Source organism: Bacillus sp. DHT2, from assembly GCF_026241455.1.
GTDB lineage: Bacteria > Bacillota > Bacilli > Bacillales > Bacillaceae_G > Bacillus_A > Bacillus_A pseudomycoides.
Map to the genome: position 1 here is coordinate 791,434 of NZ_JAPHWH010000001.1, position 18,477 is coordinate 809,910.

The window sequence follows — 18,477 nt, forward strand, 5'->3', positions numbered from 1 at the left end:
TCCTCCTCACACCTCCGATTTTATATACGTTATTTTATTTCATATATGAATTATTTATATAAAGAAAAATGTAACAGAATGTTACACTTTTTCATATATATCACAATTAAACTATACAATGCTTCCATTTTAATAATAGCTCTTGTAGCTTCTGTTCTTCTTCATCAGTAAAACAGCTACAATTTTCTTCTAAAAAACCTGCATATTTTACATCGACTTTTTCCCTAGCTATTTCTCCCTTTTCAGTTAAATACACAAGTGTTTCACGTTGATCATTTGGATTTTTCTCTGTCGCAACGTAACCATCTCGTTTCATCCTTTGGATCATCGTTGTCATATTACTTGGAACACACCCCATATTTTCAATTAGCTTAGACATAGAAACCTTTCCAGACTTCGCAAGTACTTGTATCACACCAAATTGAACATAACTTATATCGTGCTCTTCTATCGCTTTATCCAAATTTCTTTGCAGTTGATGATAGACATCTCGAATATTTCCATATAATTCTCTTTTTTTCATATCCATTCGAAAAAGCCTTCCTTTTTTATTTCATATATGAATCTTATTCCCATTTATTTCATATGTCAAATAAAGCGAATACGCAGCGGAACTTTTATATTTCGCTACGTATTTATCCTTATCTATCAAATTTTCAAAACTATTTTTTAACTTGTTCACCACCTGCTATTAACATGCTTCCTGAGAATGTCTCCTTTTGCATGAAGACTTTATTAACCAACTCTTTCTGCTCATTTTGTGACATTACACCCTTACCTTCGCCAAGATTACCGCTTTGTAATTTCCAAATCGTATTATGATCCGCATCAACTTTCTCGTATTTCCCTTGTTTCCATCTTTCTAAAATATCTATATATGTATTTTTATAATTCATATCACTACTCTTAACAATCCCCAATAAACTTTCAATTCGTTCTTGCGTTATAAAAATATAACCCCACTTTTGATCCGCTTTTACTTTTTGATGTGCCATTTCATGTAATGCGATTTGTAATTTTTCATCAGTCCACTTAAAGCCTTTATTAAAATCACTATTTGGCAACGAATAATTACCATTATCTAACAGCTTTGCGTTCTCTGCTTTTACTTTACTATCAGCTAACACTTCCACTGCCGGAGCCGCAGTTGGTGTTTTTTTAGCGGTTGGTTTACTATGATTGAGATAATATAAAATTCCGTAAGTAAGTGCCACACCGATTACTACCATTCCAGCAATTATCCCTAGTATTTTTAATAGTGTTTTCATTGTACATATTTCCTCCCCCCAACATTCCATCACTCATTTTTTTCCTACCTATTGCGTTTTTCAAAAATAACTTGTTATAAATTATTCTTTAAAAATGCTTTTTCTTAAAAATTCTCCATCCATTCTCTCCCCCAAAATAACATTTGATCAAAATCTTTCATAGGTTTCCTTTTATTGTATTTCTATTCAGTTTCATATTGCAAGATTATTCTGTAAAAGGATTATGATTTCTAAAATTCATATAAGAATTTTTCCACACTCCATCTCTGCTCGGCAAAATACGGTTAGCTTTATCCAGACTATACCCTTTGAAATCAGTTGAATTAAGAAAGCATTTTATTTTTAAGTCATTTAAATTTGTGCTAGATTAGTACGTAAAGAAGATGACTGAAATGAGTTTATTACATAAAGGTATAACATTCCTTCATTTTGACGAAACGTATGAATTACAAAATAAACTTCATTCTTATCCACATGAAGATATTGATTTTAGGCATCTAGAACACTCAAATTTATATTGTAAAAAATATCCTGTATCATATCAAAGAACAGTTGCATAATAAAAAAATCAAATATAATAATCTTAGGAACCTTCTATCAAACATCTAAACGTTATAGTCATACTCATTACTTTTCACATTATGCACGATGTTATTCTAATCACAATATAACTATCCCCCATAAATTACCCAATATTATGTTGTTTCAATTTTCTTCCCCACAATTGTTTCCATAATACAATGCAGGCAACAGCAAGCATAATTGTTGTGATTACACTTCCTTCAATCCCAAAAGTTCCTCCATGTAACGATTTCGGACCGCTTGTTGTTGATTTAAACAGAGATGTAGAGTATATTGTTGTACCACTTACCGCAAAACCATATATATTATATTGAGCCCAGTTCCATATAGAATGCCAAGCACATATACCCCAAAGACTATTTTCCTTTAATACATAAAACGCTGCGAATACACCAACTAATATGATATTTGATATAGAAAGAACTGTAATGCCTGGATTCAGTAGATGGAGAAATCCAAATAGTAATGAGGTAACAGCAACTCCAATCCATACCCGACTTCTAACTGAAATAACTGGAAATAACCAACCACGTACAACAATTTCTTCTGTGGCACCTTGTACTAAAAATGCTATTAAAGAACCTACCATTCCCAATATGACTGTACTTGAAATCTGTTGTATATGTAAGGTAACAGAACCACTTAAAACTAAAATTAAAACGGGTATTGTTATAAATGTAAGCCCAATGAATGCTCCGCGTAAGTATTTTTTTAAAGCTTTATCTTTCCAAAAACCAATTGATGAAAATGGACGTTTTTCCACAAAACGAACCCATAAAAATACAAATAAAATTGCTCCGCCAAATGTTAATAACATCCTTAAGTTATCATAAATCCCTTTCATCAATGTCGTTTCTGCTTTTGGTAAAAACAACATAAATAGCATGAATAACTCACCAAGTGTTAAAAATACAATCGATAATATTACTGCTAAAATTGGGTGTACTTTTTTTCGACATTCCTTTGCTGCTTCAATTGTTTTAAATCGACTATTATTCAAAACTACTCCTCCCTTCCCTCCTATAACTTACAAATACTTCCTATTTTACACTAAATTTATTATTTTTTATACTTTTATATCCCCATTTAAAATTCATATCCATAAATTAAAAAATACAACAAGGAATGCCACTCGTAATCATCTGGAGTATTTTCACATATTTTCGAACCAGGAATAATACATAAAAGTGAATATTTTTAATCTTGTTAATAAAAAACTTAGCTACATGAAATACAATCAAATCCCTATACCAATAGCATTATTGAAGCACTCGCTCTTAAAAATATCCTATTTCCTTCCAACACTTGCTATTTCTCACCATTTGTTGTAAGATAGGTCTTAAGGTCAAATTTATAAAAGCTTAACTTTACATATTATCAAGCATCTATTAAGAATAATAAGTATTCCTAATGGTTTTTTGATAATATGTGAATTTTTATTTTCGTTGAAATAAGACGGATCATATTGTAATTTATTTTTCTTATTTTTAGGAGGCATTTACCATGACATTAACAGGTAAAGTAAAATGGTTTAACAGCGAAAAAGGTTTCGGTTTCATCGAAGTTGAAGACGGTAGCGATGTATTCGTTCACTTCTCAGCTATCACTGGCGAAGGTTTCAAATCTCTTGACGAAGGTCAAGAAGTTAGCTTCGAAGTTGAAGAAGGCAACCGCGGACCTCAAGCAAAAAACGTTGTAAAGCTATAATTTAAACAATAAAAAGGTTGTTACCATCGCACGGTTAACAACCTTTTTAATATATAATTAAAATTTTTACATAAAAGGAGTGGTCACATGTATCGCAATCGAAAGAACGATGTAGCAGAAGTACCACCAGAACAAACCCCTGTTTGGGAATGTGAATCAGAGGATTGTTTAGGATGGATGAGAAAGAACTTTTCATTTGAAGAAGAGCCAAAATGCCCTTTATGTAAAAGTAGCATGAAAAGCGGAGAACGTTTATTACCTAAATTAGGTTAATTGCTTCATTCCCCTCTTATCTTTTGATAAGAGGGGTTCGTTATTTTTCATTACTATCTAATTATAAAAGAAAAACCATGCGTACTATATCTCATGGTTCTTTTCTATATCTGTTCGTATAATAGAATATATATATACATCTCGTTGTTGATCTCCTTGATGAATATACCCTCTTAATAGTCCTTCTTTCTGAAATCCTATTTTGGACAACATCTTACAAGATGCTACATTTTCAGGATATGTAATTGCACCGATTCTGAATATCCCTAGCTCCTGAAAACTATAGGTAATGATTTTTTGCACAGCTTCCGTTGCATAGCCTTTTCTCCAGTAAGAAGGATGTAAATCATAACCAATCTCAGAACGTTTACTCCAAAGTTGTAAATTATTTAATCCAATTGTACCAATTAAAATACCTGTTTCCTTCAATACAATTCCCCATCGAATTGCACGTTTTTCAAAAAAATTTTTTGAAAAAGATTCAATCATACGCGAAGCCTGACCAAATTCTGTAAAGGAATTCATTCCATAATAGCGCGTTACTTCTTCAAGCGAAAAGATTTCATATATTTTTTGACAATAAGATTGATCAATTTCAACTAAACGTAACCGTTCTGTTTCTAAAACAGGAAATGCCATTAAAATCCTCCTAATGTTTTTCTTTTTACTGATTTATTATATCAGAAAAATCTTCTCCAATCGGAAGTTTCATCATAAATAAAAGCCTGTTTTCTAAATAGATGAAACAGGCTTCCCCCATGGTTTTCTTAATTTATTCGGTTTATACACAGTATTTAATTCGTTTTAAATCTAACAGAATTAATACTCTAAATTAATATCTTTCAAGTATTTCTAACACTTACCGGAAAAGAAATTCAAAACCAAAATCTGATGTTTACTGATTTAATAGTAACTGCAATTATTATGATTACCATAATCGGATTCTTACTATTATTCGGAACACGGAAAATGGAATTAACAAATAAAAATAAGAATTAATGTTTCTTTATTTAAAGAGGTGCTTAATATAACAAGCACCTCTTTAAAAATGAACTATATACATTTGTTTCTCGAAAGCTTCCCCATATCCAATATCAATTGGATATTTATGTTAAAATATTAGTGAACAATACATCACGTTATTATTCAACGCAGAAATAAGAGTTGTATTAACGGAGGTGACCGAAAATCATGTATATTTTTATAGGCATTGCCCTCTTGTTCATTTCACTTGTTTTTTTATTCGCACAGCGATTCGCACCAAACTCGGCGATGATGACAAGTTTCAAAGGAAACAGCTTGAAAAAATTTATAATTGGGCTTGTAATCACCTCGGTATTATCACTTTCATATGGATTTTATCACGCAGCCACTTATCAACCTTCCTTGCTAGACATTAAACTAAACAATACACAATATATCGTTTCAGGTGATATTGGTGAATTTGGTTATTTCTCAGAACAAATAATCAAAAAAGAAAAAGAAACCGAACTTTATTTCACTTCTTGGAAAACACTGAGTTTAGAAAAACCTCAAATTATCATAAACTACCCTTCTGGTAAAACCGAAACTTGGAAACCGAATATTTCCCTAATAAAAAATACATCCACAAAAGAAATAAAAGAAAAATATAACATAAAAGAGATTTATCAACTCTCCCCTTATTCATTTAAAGAAGCTGGTAACGTCACATTAACAATTACAGAAAATAAAACGAAACGTGCAGAAACCCTAATCAAAATTAAAGAATAAACGATAGATACAATTTTTAGTAAAAAACAGACGAAATCCCACTCTTATACTAGAGAGGGATTTCGTCAAAAATATAAAGGTTACGTTATTCAAAGTGATTATTCAATACTTCAATAATCTTCTCTGCCGTTTTCTTTCCATTTCCTATACAAGCCCCAATGCCTACACCATAGTATGAAGCCCCCGCTAGATACATATTTGGAAAAACATCTAATAATTTCTCATTTAAAGATTGAACTGCATGGTTATGTTCTAAATGATAATTTGGCATTAAATCTTTCCAGTCCGTAACTTCAACAATTTGCGGTTCTCCCTGAATTCTAAGGCTTTTCTCAATATCAGATAAGGCAACTTGAATCAATTCTTCCTTACTTTTATGTTTCATTTTTTCATAAGCAGGATTCGAACTTTTATAAAACAATCTCACCAATAAATTTTGTTTATCTGATGTATGCTTCCATTTCCTGCTTGTCCACGTGCATGCATCACAAAGTAAATCACTATTTTCTGAAACAATGAAACCAGTTCCATCTACCGGTAATTGTTCATCAGCTATTTCAAACCCTAAATAAATGCTAATTAACGAAGAATTTTTCAGTTTATTGAAATCATCATCTAATTCATTAGAACTTAATAATGTTTGTGCAACATCATGTGGAGTAGCTATAACAACGTAATCCGCTTTTATTGTCTCTTGATTTGAAAAAGAAACTTCATATCCATCATCAACTCTATTTACCTTCGTCGTTGTTACTCCTTTTCGTATATCTGTCTCAGCTAATTCCTCTTCTAAACGATTAATAATCGTAGAAAGTCCATTTTTAAATGATAAAAACTTCTTATTCCCAGCAGCCTGAAATTGTTTTTTATTTACTTCAAAACCTTTTATAATACTGCCGTATGTATTTTTGTAATCAAGTAAATATGGTAGTGTAGAAGCCATTGTAAGCTCATTTAATTTACCAGAATACACTCCTGAAAGAACGGGGGAAATCTGTTTTTCAACCAACTCTTTTCCTAAAAAACTTTCTAAAAATACAGCGAGTGATGTATCTTTCGTAAAATCTTTATTCTTTGTAATAAAGTCTTTCAGTGCAATGATTTTCCCTTTCGTTGAAACTAACGTACTACTAAATAACGACTCTACACTCATCGGTATACCAAATACTGTGTCAGCAGGAATCGGATGTAACGTATCATTTAAGTAAATATATGAAATACCTGTTTCGTTATATACCATTTCATCTTCTAAATTCAGTTCTTTTACAAATGGCATAACAGTTTCATTTCGTGCAACGATTGAATCGGCTCCTGTTTCCAGGATGAAATCTTTTTCTTTCACACTGTGAATTTTCCCGCCCAAATATTCATTCTGTTCTACAAGGATTAATTTCAAATCTATATCGTAATCCTTTTTTAATCTTTCTAAATGATACATAGTAGAAAGTCCTGTAATACCTCCACCTATGACAACAACTGTTTTCATACCTGCTACGCTCCTAACCGATACTATAAATAAATTCCTTTATTATTATACCCAAAAATGAGCTTTCTCGACTAGCAACTTTCAAAGTTCTTGAAAAGGTATACAATGTATGTGAATACATTTCAGATTGATCATTATACACTAAATGATTAAGCAAAAGGAAAGATAGCAATATGAATCTCCGAATTTAGTTGTTTAAAAGATATAGCAGCTGAAGACTCATCCTCCGAACTCCCTCCAGCAATACATAATGCAGGCACTTAAAGATTAGAAACATCACTAGTTTCACAAAAAGGATAACGATTCGTTTCATTCCATAATTGAATGAAAGTTCTCCCAGCACTATTCTCATGAATTTCATTCATATACGAAACTACTTCTTCATTTTCAAACATTTTTTATGATGCACAGCTTCTTGTTATAAGGTTTCTTCTCAATTCTATGGTTGAACTGGAAAAAACATCAACAAAAGTTAATGATTTCATTTTACTTGGTGGTCTTTTCATAAACAAAAATATCGCTAATCTATTTACTTTCTTTCATTAAATTATTTAAATAAAACACACTTCATATTACAGTAGTGTTTATAACATGATGAGATTCTAAAATGAGGTTCGTAACGCTTAATGATGTTAGAAGATATATTTAAATAAGGAAATAATTATACTTTTTAATATTTACAGCTAATAAACTAACAATTAAAATAACCAACTATCACTCAATCATTATTTCTGTATAAAGTGACCGCTCTTTATTTTAATAACATAAAATAATTTATTAACTTGTCTAATTCCTGGCTCATTTCAAGTACTTTTTGGTGTTGAAATCCATAATTTGAAACAAGTGCAAAAAGTTCTTCTTTTTTCACTTCAATGATATGTTCTAATTTTCTCAGCTCCATGTTTTATTTACTCGCTCCAATTTGAAAATATATGTACTCTAGTATAGACTACTTACATAATAAGTAAAAGTGTTATGTTTATGTAAATCTTACATCTTTAAGAAAAAGCTACTCCCCATTACAAGAAAAAGAATGCTTTACAAAAAAAGCATTCTTTTTCTTGTAATTTTTAATTATGTACAATTAAACCATTGGGCCGAAGACGACTCATCATAATTTCATCAATGAACTTACCATGAGCTTTTAGATTCCCCCTTTTTATACCTTCTTCCCTAAATCCAAATTTTTCATATAGTACTTTTGCACCAGGATTTATTTCCAAAACACCAAGTTCTACTCTCTCTAGCATTAACCAATTATCTGTAAGATCCAGCATTTTCGTCATCAAACCTTTCCCAATGCCTTTATTATGATATTCACTATCTACACCGATAAATAAATCTCCCGAATGTGACCTTCGTCCTTGCCCTTGCGTTAAACCAATAAACCCAACGACTTTTCCATCATACTCAGCAACAAATTCAAATTGATTCGGCGCTAGATTTCGAATCCTATTTTCCATCGCATCCACTCGCATACTAGGCAAGAAAACCATATATGGTAAAACATCATTTTGTATGCATATACGATGAATTGCTCTAGCATCTTGTATTTCTACTGCACGAATCGTAACCTCCATCACTTTACCTCCTTTTCAACTAATACATTAAAGGTTCTTTATTTCTATACAAGAATCCTACTTGCATTTATCTTTAAATCTCCTAATTCATCTGTTTGCATAACAATATTCTTAAAACTTTTGTATAGAAAATATAAAATTTCCTTTTTTTATTTCCTGAATTGTCATATAATAACGGGATGATTTTTATTTTTCTAAAAACTATAGTTTGGAGGTTTTCATATGACTACACTCGGTATTATCCGGCACGGCAGCACACATTGGAATAAAGAAGGTAGAGCACAAGGAAATTCAAATATTCCACTTGATCAAGCTGGATTATCTGAAGCTTATAAACTTGCAGAACGTTTAGCTACAGAGAAGTGGAATGTAATCTACTCTAGCGATTTATTAAGAGCGAAACAAACTGCTGAGGCAATAGAAAAAAACGTTGAAAATATAGAAATCCATTTAGACCCTAGACTTCGCGAAGTAAGCGGTGGACAAATTGAAGGAACGACCGAAGACGAACGAATTTCGAAGTGGGGAGATAATTGGAGAGAGCTTGATTTAGGAATCGAAAGTGCTGATAGCGTTAAAGCAAGAGCTATACCTTTTATTGAAGAAATTACATATAAATATCCTAACAAAAACATCTTAATCGTTAGTCATGGCTCATTCATTAAGCAGCTTCTCAAAGAATTAGTACCTCATTTGAGCATGATAGAATCTCCTAAAAATACATCAATAACTAAAATTATAAAAATAGAGAACGGATGGGATTCAGAATTATATAATTGCACGGTACATTTAGATTAAATGTTTAAAATTCTAACAAAAAAGAAGCTCTTAGTAGCAAGTCTTCTTTTTTGTTTTATAGTTTCCTACAAATATGAGATATTCGCTATTATATAGTGCTTAAATCTTTTCCCATAATAACATAAGGAACATCACCTTTCTGTATTGGTACTATATTCACCACAAATCCCCTCCTAATAAAAAAATCATAGCAGTTACTGTGTTTATAAAAAAATTAAAAATTAAAGAATATTGAAATAAAATATTCTATCTATAATTTCTTTCTTATTGTTAATACAAAAACGTTCACGTGTAGCTTTAAAGTAAAGTTTGATTAAATTAACGGTTTTAACCTTGATATAAAAGCAAATATGAAGAGCATGTTTTGAAATACTATGTAATATTTATAGAATTTACCCAATTCTAAGATAACCACTCTTAGTTTAACAGTAGCTTTTTTCAGCAAACGGATGCATTAGTGAATAGAATATATGGAGCAAATACTCTCTATAATTGATATACATAGTATTTAAATATTTTCTTTCTATTGGAGGGATTTCCTAATGGTTGATAATATTCAACAACTTATTCAAGAGCATAGACAATTTTTCCATAATGATTATACAAATAGTCTTCAATTCCGCCTTAAACAGTTAGAAAAATTAAAAATTTCTATTCAACAATATGAAAATCAAGTGCTGAGCGCATTATATCAAGATTTACACAAAAGCGAGTTTGAAGCTTATGCTGCAGAAATTGGTTTCACATTAAACAGTATCAACTTTATAATGAAATACCTAAAACAGTGGATGAAACCACAAAAAGTAAAAACACCTATTCACTTTTTACCTTCCAAAAGCTACATAATAAAAGAGCCATATGGTACAGTGCTAATTATTGGACCTTTTAATTATCCATTCCAATCATTAATTGAACCTCTTATTGGGGCAATTGCGGCAGGAAACTGTGTAGTTCTCAAACCTTCAGAAAATGCACCAAATGTTTCAACTGTAATTAACAAAATAATAAGTGAAACGTTTGATAAGCAATATATTCGTGTAATTGAAGGCGACAGAGAAACAACTTCTTTATTAATTCATGCACCATTTGACTATATCTTTTTTACTGGTAGCGTTCAAGTTGGAAAAATTGTCATGGAAGCTGCGGCAAAAAATCTTGTACCAGTAACATTAGAACTTGGTGGAAAAGGACCAGCTATTGTCGATGAAACAGCTAACCTCGATATAGCAGCCAAACGTATTATCTGGGGAAAATTCATAAACGCTGGGCAATCCTGTATTGCACCCGATTATGTTATTGCACACAAATCTGTTAAGGTAAAACTGATTTCGAAGATGAAAGAAATAATCACCCGCTTTTATGGATCGGATGTATCAAAAAGCAATGATTATGGTCGAATTGTCAATGAGAGACAATTTGATAGACTTATTTCTATATTAGAAAAAGGCCAAAATCATATAATATTTGGTGGAAATTCATCTAGAAGTCATTTATATATTGAACCAACACTTCTTGAAGTAAAATCATGGGATGATGCAGCTATGAAAGAAGAAATTTTCGGACCAATTTTACCAATTATGGAGTACAACGACTTAGATGGGGTCATTCACATGGTTAACAACCATCCTAAACCGTTAGCCTTGTATGTGTTTACTGAAAATAAAAATGTTGAAAAACAGGTATTAGGACGAATTTCTTTTGGAGGAGGATGCGTCAATGATACAATGTCACATATGGCTAATCTCCACTTACCCTTTGGTGGAGTAGGAAATGCAGGATTCGGTTCCTATCATGGCAAACATAGTTTTGATACTTTTACACATCGTAAAAGCATTTTAAAGAAAAGCTCAAGGATAGATTTAGGGTTTGTATTTCCACCGTATAGGAACAAAATTAAAATTTTGCGAAAGATTTTTAAGTAATAAGAAAGACACTGTTTGCTGAACATAGGGTATGGCAATCAAAAGTAAAATAGGGGGTTAACTATTACCATTATTATTTATAAAATCTGCCCCCGCATTCGCAATACTAAAAAGGCATCCACTGAGAATCAGCAGATGCCTTTTTGAGTTTTAGTTTATTCAATTAACATTAACGTTAACATTAAACCCAAAAATACAATATTTCATAAGCCTTTATATCACGAGTTACGATTAAATTTATATACTTTATATTCTCCATTATTGGATGAAAACTTTAAAATATTTCTGTCTTCTGGAATCCCCTCAAAATAAGCACCGATACAGCCAGTTGTACACCTGTGTCCAGATAACAAAATATTTAACTCTCTTTTTCTATAGTTCACTTCAAGATCATGCATAAAGTTAAAAATTTTTTGCACATAGCTGTTACTATCTTCAACTCCATTATAAGCTCTAGAATCAGGAGCACCTCCAGCCATTTTTACTTCGTCTTTTCTTAATCCGTCTGCCTCTCCTAAATCAAAAACATCAAGTCTTTTATCGGTTATTGCTTTTATACCCGTTACGATTTCTGCTGTTTCAACTGCTCTTTCTTGCGGAGAAGAAAATACATAATCAAATTTTATATGTTTAAGCTTATCTCTTAAACATTCTGCTTGTTCTATACCATACTCATTTAATGGTAATCCTAATCTCCCTTGCAGTCTTCCTTCTTTGTTCAAATCTGTTTGCCCATGTCTAATTACATAAATCATGGCTATCCCCTCCCTGTTATTTTTATCCCCTTTAATTCAATAATTGCTTTTGATTACTATTCTAAATTCCTATGATACAGAATCAAATATATCTATCACTTTTTATTGATTTAATATTTATAATTTTAACATTTTCATTCAATAAATTAAGAGTTCTATTCTCATTTTCAATATGTAAAAAAGATATAACAATTGAGACTCCCACGACTAAAGTCGCAAGCCCTGATCCTTACGGATTAACGGGTGGGATTCTTGAATGACTAAACATTCGCAGTCCATTTCTGTTTTGAACAGCCTTCAAGATAAGGGCATCTCATTGCCCCTCCTAAGCCAGACCCTATAGGTGCTTAGGCTGATTGACTATTACCATCAATCACAGTTACGTAGCGAATATTCATCGCCCCAACAATATCACGGTGTTTTTCAAATCCACATTTACACTTGTATTTTCTGTCTTGTGCCTTATTTTGTTCTGAACAAACAGGGCATGTTTGACTCGTGTAGGCAGGATTCACAAATTCAACTTTGATACCTTCTAAATTTGCTTTGTACTCAATGAATTGAGATAAGCGATAAAATGACCAGCTATGCAAATTCTTTTCGTTTTTACGGCTTGTTCTTGCCGTCTGTCTTATATTCGTTAGTTGTTCTAATCGAATGACAGAAATATTGTTCTCTTTAGCAAAATTTATGATTGCACGACTAACCTTATGGTCTTGGTCTTTCATGTATCTCTGTTCTTTATCATCGAAATTACGAATAGCGTTTAGTTTCTTTTGTTCCCCTAACTTCTTTCGAACACTACGAAACTTTCGTTTTATATATTTATTTTGCCTACCGTTCCCAAAGAATCGAACTTTATCATCGTCTGTTACGGCAACAGCAGGGACTTTTAAACCCAAATCGACACCCATTATTTGTGTTCCTGTATTTTCATTTGTAGGAATCGTGACAGATATTTGAGCAACCCATTTATGTGATTTTTTCATTATACGGAGTGTGCCTAACTTATGATGTTTCAGCAAATCAAAGTTACGATTGTTCTTATCGGCTAACAAAGCTCGAATCTTTAAACGAGTTGACTTTCCCTTTACCATAAAAGGAATTGAAATATGGGCGAAGTCGAATGAATAGTTTTGATTATTCCACACGCAAACAGGTTTCTTTAGAACGGGAATGATTTTATATTTACTTTTCTTCACCTTTGTAGAAAACACACTTTTAGCATCCTTAATCGCTTGATTCTTCACTGCACTTGGGATATTAGCTTCAATATCTTTTGTACTTTTCTTGGTACTTTTCTTTGCTTCGACCATTTCAGATACAAGTGCGTTAATAACTTTGATATATTCGTGACCACTCTCTTCTAATAGTTTAACTTGTTCTTTTGTTGGAACCAGTTTAACTTTAACCGTTATCGTCTGCGACATCTTTTCACCCCCTTGTTTTTTGATTTTCAACATAACGTTTGATTGTCTCACTCGATACATTTCCTTCGGTAGAAACGAAATACGAGCGTGTCCAAAGGCTTGGCAGGTGCCCGAGATGAGGAAATTCCTCTCTCAATTTTTTAGAAGTCACTCCTTTTATTTTTGCCATAATATCCGCAGGACTAAGCGTTGGTAGTGTATTTAAGAATAAGTGAACATGGTCTTTGTCACACTCCATTGCGACAATGGCAATATTCAGCTCATTACACATTTCTTGAACCAATATTTTGAAACGTTCTTCTACCTTTGTGTTAAGAAAAATCTTTCTTCTATATCGTGGGCAAAATACAAAATGATAGTTAATTAATGATACTGTTGTTTTAGTTCTTCTATAATCATTTAGCATATTCACATCGTATCAGTTATAACACACAACTACAACAAAGATGAAAGTACTTTAGATACTTGAAGCGTCACAAACCTTACGGATTTAGTGACACTCCGTATCTAACCTCACTTTCATCCCATGCCTAAAGACGATGGGCTTTCCCGTTCGGAAAATCTGTAATAATATCCTTATTGAATTCACACACCTAAAAAATCGATTCCCTGAACTTGAAAGGAATCGATTTTTTCTTTGACTTATTCAACTAAAACATCTATTTGTTTAATAAGAATGAGACCAGCACTTTCTTATTTCTTCCACTACAACCTCTGGTTTATCCCAATGTAGCATATGAGTAGTATTAGGAATTAATTTTACTGTTCCTCCTGTTTTCTGTTTAAAGATGTTTGCTGTCTTACTTCTATATGCATCCCAGCTATTGGGTAATGTAGCCCTTAATAATAGGATGTTGGACGGCAAATTTTCATAAATATCTATTGTTTCATGTTTATGCATAGCTTTAATGATATGACCGGCTGTTACACCTCTTGCATGCCAATACACTTTATTGTCATTTTCTAAACCAAGTTCTTTTACGGCCAGTTCTAACAAGGCAGACCATCTTGTATATGCTGCTTTTTCACTTTTGAAGAAAGATTTCCAATCATTAAATACATATTCTTCAAAATCTTTTTCATAGTAAGCTATTTCTTCTTCTACAGTTTCTTCTTTAAGTCTTTTTGTTTGATATCCTCCATCGATGAGAATACTACCTTTTACTCTTTCGGGGTATTCCATCAAATAAAACAAAGACACCAAACTTCCCCAAGAATGTGATAAGAAATAAAATTGTTCAATTTCAAGATGATTCAATAGGTCGTTTAACCATGTTGCTAAACGAGGCATTTCATATTCTTCAGCACTTTCAAACGGAGAAGTTTTACCGTGTCCAGGCACATCAATTGAAATCAATCTATACTCCGCTTTGAGCTGCTCAGCAATTTCTATAAAACTAAGACTCGTGCTTCCTAATCCATGTAAACAAAAAATTACGGGATTATTTTTACTCCCCCATTCTGTAATTTGTACATCTATGTTCCCATTATTGATAAAATAGCGTTTCAAAATATTCCCCCCAAAAATTTTAATACGACTACTACTCATTTCGAATACATTTTTCATCTATGCGTCTTGACTATCACATACTTTTTTAGTAACAGGTTATTATTTTATCCCATATTAACAGGCAGTAGGACTTTCACCTCAAGATTGATAAAGAAACGAGGAAGAATTGGAGAATTGTACATTTCAATATAAAGATGTAGTATCTTTGATTTCTATGTCAAGTTTTCCATTTGCATCAACAAATTTTATCGTTATTACAGCATTTCCAGAATAACCTCTTTCAAAATATCCAATAACATATTCCGTATATAAATTCCCTTTGGTATCTTTACATTGAAGCTTCATTGCACTCTCACCAAAATTCTCAGTTGGATTTACGTTAGATTTATACTCTAGGTATCTTAATATCCGATTGAATATGCCCTTGACAACATTCTAATGGATTTTCATCTGAATCAAATACTCATAGTTTACGTATAGGACTCGTAAGTGCAATTATGACTTCAATGAACTTTGTAGCTGATGCTAGTATAAATATTGCAACTGGGTTAAAGTCAGAAATCACTCCACCCGCTAATGCTCCTAACGGCATAGCCAGACGGGTAAGCACTCTTGAGAATCCTAAAACTCTTCCTTGCATATCGGTAGGTACAGTTTCCTGTCGGACCGATGCTACAATGGTATTCCAAGCTATATTACAAATCATAGCAATACCAAATGCAATACCTGGTGCAAGCCAATATTTACTCCATATGGCATAGGTCAATCCAATCGCACCTATACCTAAAAGAACAGGAATAAGAATTCCACGTCTAAAACGTTGTTCGAGCGGAACAACAATGATACTTCCTAAAAGGCCACCTACTCCGATCAACGTATAATTAAGACCACTTTGTTCAGCAGATAAGTGTAATGTTGAAAGCAAGTAATACATAAGTGCTCCCAGTATGGCACTAGCGCCAAAGTTACCTACCATTGCTTGAAAAGATAAAGCAAGGTTAAGACGATCATTTAATAGCCATTTAAATCCCTCTTTCATATCGTTCTCTAGGTTCCCCAATAGATTTCCCGCTTTATCCATGGGTTTTCTTTTTTCGATTTTTGGTAATAGCAAGACTACAATTAAAGTAGCTACAAAAGAGAGGACATTTATCCAGAGAGCGTTAAGTCCTCCTATTACAGCAATTATAATGCCCGCTAATGCGGGTCCTGTTAAACTAGCAATTTGATTAACCATTTGGTATGCCGAATTGGCTCTTGTTAACGACTGACCTGCGATATGTGGAATTACTGTAACAGTAGCTACATCAAACAACATGGATAGTATTGCTAAAATAAAAGAAACAACGTATAGATGCCAGATTTGGAGAAGACCTAGCATATGAAGAATGGGAATGAATGCTACCAAAGCAATACATCCTAGATCAGCGGTCCACATTAATTTTCGTCGGTCACAACGATCTACCACTACTCCTACTATTGGACCAAATAAAACAATGGGTAGCACACCAATAGCAAAAAGAGAACTCATTATTACTGCTGAACCAGTCAACTCATAGGCAATCCAAGGAAGGGCAAACGTATAAAGGGAATCACCAACCCTGGAAATCAGTAAGCCAAAAACAAAAATCACGTATATACTAGGCAACTGTGTAATTGTTGAAAGCACATTTCCACTTGTTTCTTTGGATTGCAGCGGTGAATTAAGATTTGTCTCCTTTTTAATTGTCAAAACTATATCCCCCTTTAACAGGTGAATTTTGGTATGTATTTATGGGTAGTAAGCATCCTACTGATTATTAGCCTGACCAATCGGGCTTTTACAGGCAGTTGATCCCCCACCCAACTTCTTTGCTTTTGTTGAATTTTGAGGTAGGGGTCTGCCCACAAATAGCGGGATAAATGTTCTTCAAAAAGCTGATTAAGTGCTTGATAATTATAAAATTCTACAAAATATCCAAAAATCCTTACATTACTTAATACTTGCTCCTATCATTATAAGAATTACTTTTTTAAATAATGAACGTTTTATGTTTTATATAAGAGAAGTGTATACATCATGGATTGAATGAAAAGACAACATTAATGTGATTGAAGAACTGTCTTCAACTTCTTATAGAAAAAAGCAATCAACATATTATGTAAGTCTAATATATTTGCCCTTTTTAGTTTATTTTAATTCCGATCTCGATACATAATCCCTCGTCTGTAATATTAAAAGTAGATTCTTTTTAAACTTCTTCAAGTCAAAAGTATTTTTGCTTTTTAACAAGCAAATAATAATTTATTTTTCACCTTATTCTCCCTTTTTTTCATATAAACCATATATTTGAATAAATATCTCACAAGTTTGAAAGTCTATCATTTTGAAATTTTTTATACAAATTCTACTTACAGATATCAATCATTACACTTCATTAGAAAACTCTACAAGTTCAAGTTGATTCAATAGCTATCAATATATTCTGATTGGATTGTATATGAACAGACTCGCTTTTCTCTAAAACAAATACAATCTCCCGTTGTTTCAGACTAACGATTTTTTACCATATTATTCGGATACTTCGAATCTCAATAATCTAGAATTACTTCCAAATAATTTGGACTAATCTCCCCTTTCACACAGTAAGCTGAAAATGAAGACCATAAAAATGGAGTGTGATTCTATGGAACGATTATGGATTCCGATGATCGTTACGTTTTTTTCGTTTGGTGGATTACTATTAGGTGGCGCTGTCGGACTTGCCACACGTCAACTGATAGAAGAGAAAATGCATCGTTTATATGCGCTATGCGGCGGTATCTTACTCGGTCTATTATCACTAGAAATCATTCCAGAAACTTTTTCAAGCTATGAAATCATGGGTCCTATGCTCGGAATTGCCATTGGTTTATTAATTATGAGTTTACTAGATAATTATTGCCATCACCCTATCATACATAAAAAAGACCAGCAAGCATGGCAAACTTTTTTATTTCTCTCCTTCGCTATTTTTATTCACAATATGCCGAGCGGCTTTGCATTAGGCGCTGCTTTTACAAACCATAATGAAACTGCCATTCCCTTCTTATTTGCGATTGTTATACACCATATTCCAGAAGGATTAGCTTTAATCATTCCATTTTTATTTACACAGCATAAATATCTCTCATTTCTATTAACAATTCTGTTATTATCAATTATCCTCGGCACTGGCACAATCTTTGGGATGATGATGAACGGGAAAGCGATTCATTTACAAGGGATGATAATGGGAAGTGCAATCGGTTCTTTAGGATATGTCACAATACATGAAATGCTTTGGAAAGCGAAGAAACACCTCGCTTTACTTCCCTTCTTATCCTGGTCTATGAGCGGTTTTTTACTCATAACAGCCTTTACATTCTTCGCAGGACACCATTAGAACTGCACTT

The 18,477-nt window shown here is 32.6% G+C and carries 19 protein-coding genes and 1 pseudogene; 7 read left to right on the forward strand and 13 right to left on the reverse strand.

Features of this window, described 5'->3' with window-relative positions:
• Window positions 1-106: 106 nt before the first annotated feature.
• Window positions 107-529, reverse strand: a complete 423-nt coding sequence (locus tag ORL93_RS04375) for a MarR family winged helix-turn-helix transcriptional regulator (RefSeq protein WP_018780445.1) — start codon at window positions 527-529, stop codon at window positions 107-109.
• Between the two features lie 133 nt (window positions 530-662).
• Window positions 663-1,268 (reverse strand): PRK06770 family protein, encoded by a 606-nt coding sequence (locus ORL93_RS04380; RefSeq protein WP_265958693.1) that lies wholly within the window; start codon window positions 1,266-1,268, stop codon window positions 663-665.
• A gap of 392 nt (window positions 1,269-1,660) precedes the next feature.
• Between ORL93_RS04380 and ORL93_RS31470 the strand changes: the two are divergent.
• A pseudogene (locus ORL93_RS31470) lies at window positions 1,661-1,841 on the forward strand (arginase family protein); the annotation flags it as partial.
• Window positions 1,842-1,953: 112 nt separating this feature from the next.
• On the opposite strand, the gene ORL93_RS04385 reads toward ORL93_RS31470, so the two are convergent.
• Window positions 1,954-2,850: a CPBP family intramembrane glutamic endopeptidase gene (locus ORL93_RS04385; protein WP_265958694.1), complete on the reverse strand. Its 897-nt coding sequence runs from the start codon at window positions 2,848-2,850 to the stop codon at window positions 1,954-1,956.
• A 503-nt stretch (window positions 2,851-3,353) separates the two neighbouring features.
• On the opposite strand from ORL93_RS04385, the gene cspD reads away from it, so the two are divergent.
• Both cspD and ORL93_RS04395 read left to right on the forward strand, forming a co-directional pair.
• Entirely contained in the window at window positions 3,354-3,557 is a 204-nt protein-coding gene (gene cspD / locus ORL93_RS04390; RefSeq protein WP_003203959.1) for a cold-shock protein CspD, read from the forward strand.
• Between the two features lie 87 nt (window positions 3,558-3,644).
• Window positions 3,645-3,830: a cold-shock protein gene (locus tag ORL93_RS04395; RefSeq protein ID WP_000286203.1), complete on the forward strand. Its 186-nt coding sequence runs from the start codon at window positions 3,645-3,647 to the stop codon at window positions 3,828-3,830.
• A gap of 84 nt (window positions 3,831-3,914) precedes the next feature.
• On the opposite strand, the gene ORL93_RS04400 is transcribed toward ORL93_RS04395, so the two are convergent.
• Entirely contained in the window at window positions 3,915-4,469 is a 555-nt protein-coding gene (locus ORL93_RS04400) for a GNAT family N-acetyltransferase (protein WP_006094891.1), read from the reverse strand.
• A gap of 552 nt (window positions 4,470-5,021) precedes the next feature.
• On the opposite strand from ORL93_RS04400, the gene ORL93_RS04405 reads away from it, so the two are divergent.
• Window positions 5,022-5,582, forward strand: a complete 561-nt coding sequence (locus ORL93_RS04405) for a hypothetical protein (protein WP_265958695.1) — start codon at window positions 5,022-5,024, stop codon at window positions 5,580-5,582.
• An 85-nt stretch (window positions 5,583-5,667) separates the two neighbouring features.
• Here the strand turns inward: ORL93_RS04405 and ORL93_RS04410 are convergent, their stop codons facing one another.
• From ORL93_RS04410 to ORL93_RS04420, 3 genes are all read right to left on the reverse strand, one after another.
• Window positions 5,668-7,068: a protoporphyrinogen oxidase gene (locus tag ORL93_RS04410; protein ID WP_098161669.1), complete on the reverse strand. Its 1,401-nt coding sequence runs from the start codon at window positions 7,066-7,068 to the stop codon at window positions 5,668-5,670.
• Window positions 7,069-7,819: 751 nt separating this feature from the next.
• Complete coding sequence (locus tag ORL93_RS04415; RefSeq protein ID WP_003203953.1) at window positions 7,820-7,969, reverse strand: aspartyl-phosphate phosphatase Spo0E family protein; 150 nt, start codon at window positions 7,967-7,969, stop codon at window positions 7,820-7,822.
• A 169-nt stretch (window positions 7,970-8,138) separates the two neighbouring features.
• Complete coding sequence (locus ORL93_RS04420) at window positions 8,139-8,648, reverse strand: GNAT family N-acetyltransferase (protein WP_003204482.1); 510 nt, start codon at window positions 8,646-8,648, stop codon at window positions 8,139-8,141.
• Between the two features lie 222 nt (window positions 8,649-8,870).
• Here ORL93_RS04420 and ORL93_RS04425 point away from each other — a divergent pair, with 222 nt between their 5' ends.
• Entirely contained in the window at window positions 8,871-9,446 is a 576-nt protein-coding gene (locus ORL93_RS04425) for a histidine phosphatase family protein (RefSeq protein WP_098161671.1), read from the forward strand.
• A gap of 542 nt (window positions 9,447-9,988) precedes the next feature.
• Window positions 9,989-11,368, forward strand: coding sequence for an aldehyde dehydrogenase (locus tag ORL93_RS04430; protein ID WP_097787406.1), 1,380 nt, complete (start codon window positions 9,989-9,991; stop codon window positions 11,366-11,368).
• Between the two features lie 218 nt (window positions 11,369-11,586).
• On the opposite strand, the gene ORL93_RS04435 is transcribed toward ORL93_RS04430, so the two are convergent.
• From ORL93_RS04435 to ORL93_RS04460, 6 genes are all read right to left on the reverse strand, one after another.
• Entirely contained in the window at window positions 11,587-12,123 is a 537-nt protein-coding gene (locus tag ORL93_RS04435; protein ID WP_265958697.1) for a histidine phosphatase family protein, read from the reverse strand.
• Window positions 12,124-12,470: 347 nt separating this feature from the next.
• On the reverse strand, window positions 12,471-13,553 hold the full coding sequence (locus ORL93_RS04440) for an RNA-guided endonuclease TnpB family protein (protein WP_097793848.1): 1,083 nt from the start codon (window positions 13,551-13,553) through the stop codon (window positions 12,471-12,473).
• Window positions 13,554-13,557: 4 nt separating this feature from the next.
• Window positions 13,558-13,959 (reverse strand): IS200/IS605 family transposase, encoded by a 402-nt coding sequence (tnpA, locus tag ORL93_RS04445; RefSeq protein ID WP_097793849.1) that lies wholly within the window; start codon window positions 13,957-13,959, stop codon window positions 13,558-13,560.
• Between the two features lie 261 nt (window positions 13,960-14,220).
• The gene (locus ORL93_RS04450) at window positions 14,221-15,063 is read right to left on the reverse strand and encodes an alpha/beta fold hydrolase (RefSeq protein WP_097793850.1); all 843 of its coding nucleotides are present in this window, start codon (window positions 15,061-15,063) and stop codon (window positions 14,221-14,223) included.
• A gap of 183 nt (window positions 15,064-15,246) precedes the next feature.
• Window positions 15,247-15,408: a hypothetical protein gene (locus ORL93_RS04455; RefSeq protein ID WP_003204467.1), complete on the reverse strand. Its 162-nt coding sequence runs from the start codon at window positions 15,406-15,408 to the stop codon at window positions 15,247-15,249.
• A 118-nt stretch (window positions 15,409-15,526) separates the two neighbouring features.
• Window positions 15,527-16,759, reverse strand: a complete 1,233-nt coding sequence (locus ORL93_RS04460) for an MFS transporter (RefSeq protein WP_371388982.1) — start codon at window positions 16,757-16,759, stop codon at window positions 15,527-15,529.
• Between the two features lie 970 nt (window positions 16,760-17,729).
• Here ORL93_RS04460 and ORL93_RS04465 point away from each other — a divergent pair.
• Complete coding sequence (locus ORL93_RS04465) at window positions 17,730-18,467, forward strand: ZIP family metal transporter (RefSeq protein WP_018767013.1); 738 nt, start codon at window positions 17,730-17,732, stop codon at window positions 18,465-18,467.
• Window positions 18,468-18,477: the final 10 nt, after the last annotated feature.

Bases quoted from the DNA above. Each gene is read 5' to 3' on its own strand.
- ORL93_RS04375 (WP_018780445.1), bottom strand. From the start codon at position 529: ATGGATATGAAAAAAAGAGAATTATATGGAAATATTCGAGATGTCTAT.
- ORL93_RS04380 (WP_265958693.1), bottom strand. From the start codon at position 1,268: ATGAAAACACTATTAAAAATACTAGGGATAATTGCTGGAATGGTAGTA.
- cspD (WP_003203959.1), top strand. From the start codon at position 3,354: ATGACATTAACAGGTAAAGTAAAATGGTTTAACAGCGAAAAAGGTTTC.
- ORL93_RS04395 (WP_000286203.1), top strand. From the start codon at position 3,645: ATGTATCGCAATCGAAAGAACGATGTAGCAGAAGTACCACCAGAACAA.
- ORL93_RS04400 (WP_006094891.1), bottom strand. From the start codon at position 4,469: ATGGCATTTCCTGTTTTAGAAACAGAACGGTTACGTTTAGTTGAAATT.
- ORL93_RS04405 (WP_265958695.1), top strand. From the start codon at position 5,022: ATGTATATTTTTATAGGCATTGCCCTCTTGTTCATTTCACTTGTTTTT.
- ORL93_RS04410 (WP_098161669.1), bottom strand. From the start codon at position 7,068: ATGAAAACAGTTGTTGTCATAGGTGGAGGTATTACAGGACTTTCTACT.
- ORL93_RS04415 (WP_003203953.1), bottom strand. From the start codon at position 7,969: ATGGAGCTGAGAAAATTAGAACATATCATTGAAGTGAAAAAAGAAGAA.
- ORL93_RS04420 (WP_003204482.1), bottom strand. From the start codon at position 8,648: ATGGAGGTTACGATTCGTGCAGTAGAAATACAAGATGCTAGAGCAATT.
- ORL93_RS04425 (WP_098161671.1), top strand. From the start codon at position 8,871: ATGACTACACTCGGTATTATCCGGCACGGCAGCACACATTGGAATAAA.
- ORL93_RS04430 (WP_097787406.1), top strand. From the start codon at position 9,989: ATGGTTGATAATATTCAACAACTTATTCAAGAGCATAGACAATTTTTC.
- ORL93_RS04435 (WP_265958697.1), bottom strand. From the start codon at position 12,123: ATGATTTATGTAATTAGACATGGGCAAACAGATTTGAACAAAGAAGGA.
- ORL93_RS04440 (WP_097793848.1), bottom strand. From the start codon at position 13,553: ATGTCGCAGACGATAACGGTTAAAGTTAAACTGGTTCCAACAAAAGAA.
- tnpA (WP_097793849.1), bottom strand. From the start codon at position 13,959: ATGCTAAATGATTATAGAAGAACTAAAACAACAGTATCATTAATTAAC.
- ORL93_RS04455 (WP_003204467.1), bottom strand. From the start codon at position 15,408: ATGAAGCTTCAATGTAAAGATACCAAAGGGAATTTATATACGGAATAT.
- ORL93_RS04465 (WP_018767013.1), top strand. From the start codon at position 17,730: ATGGAACGATTATGGATTCCGATGATCGTTACGTTTTTTTCGTTTGGT.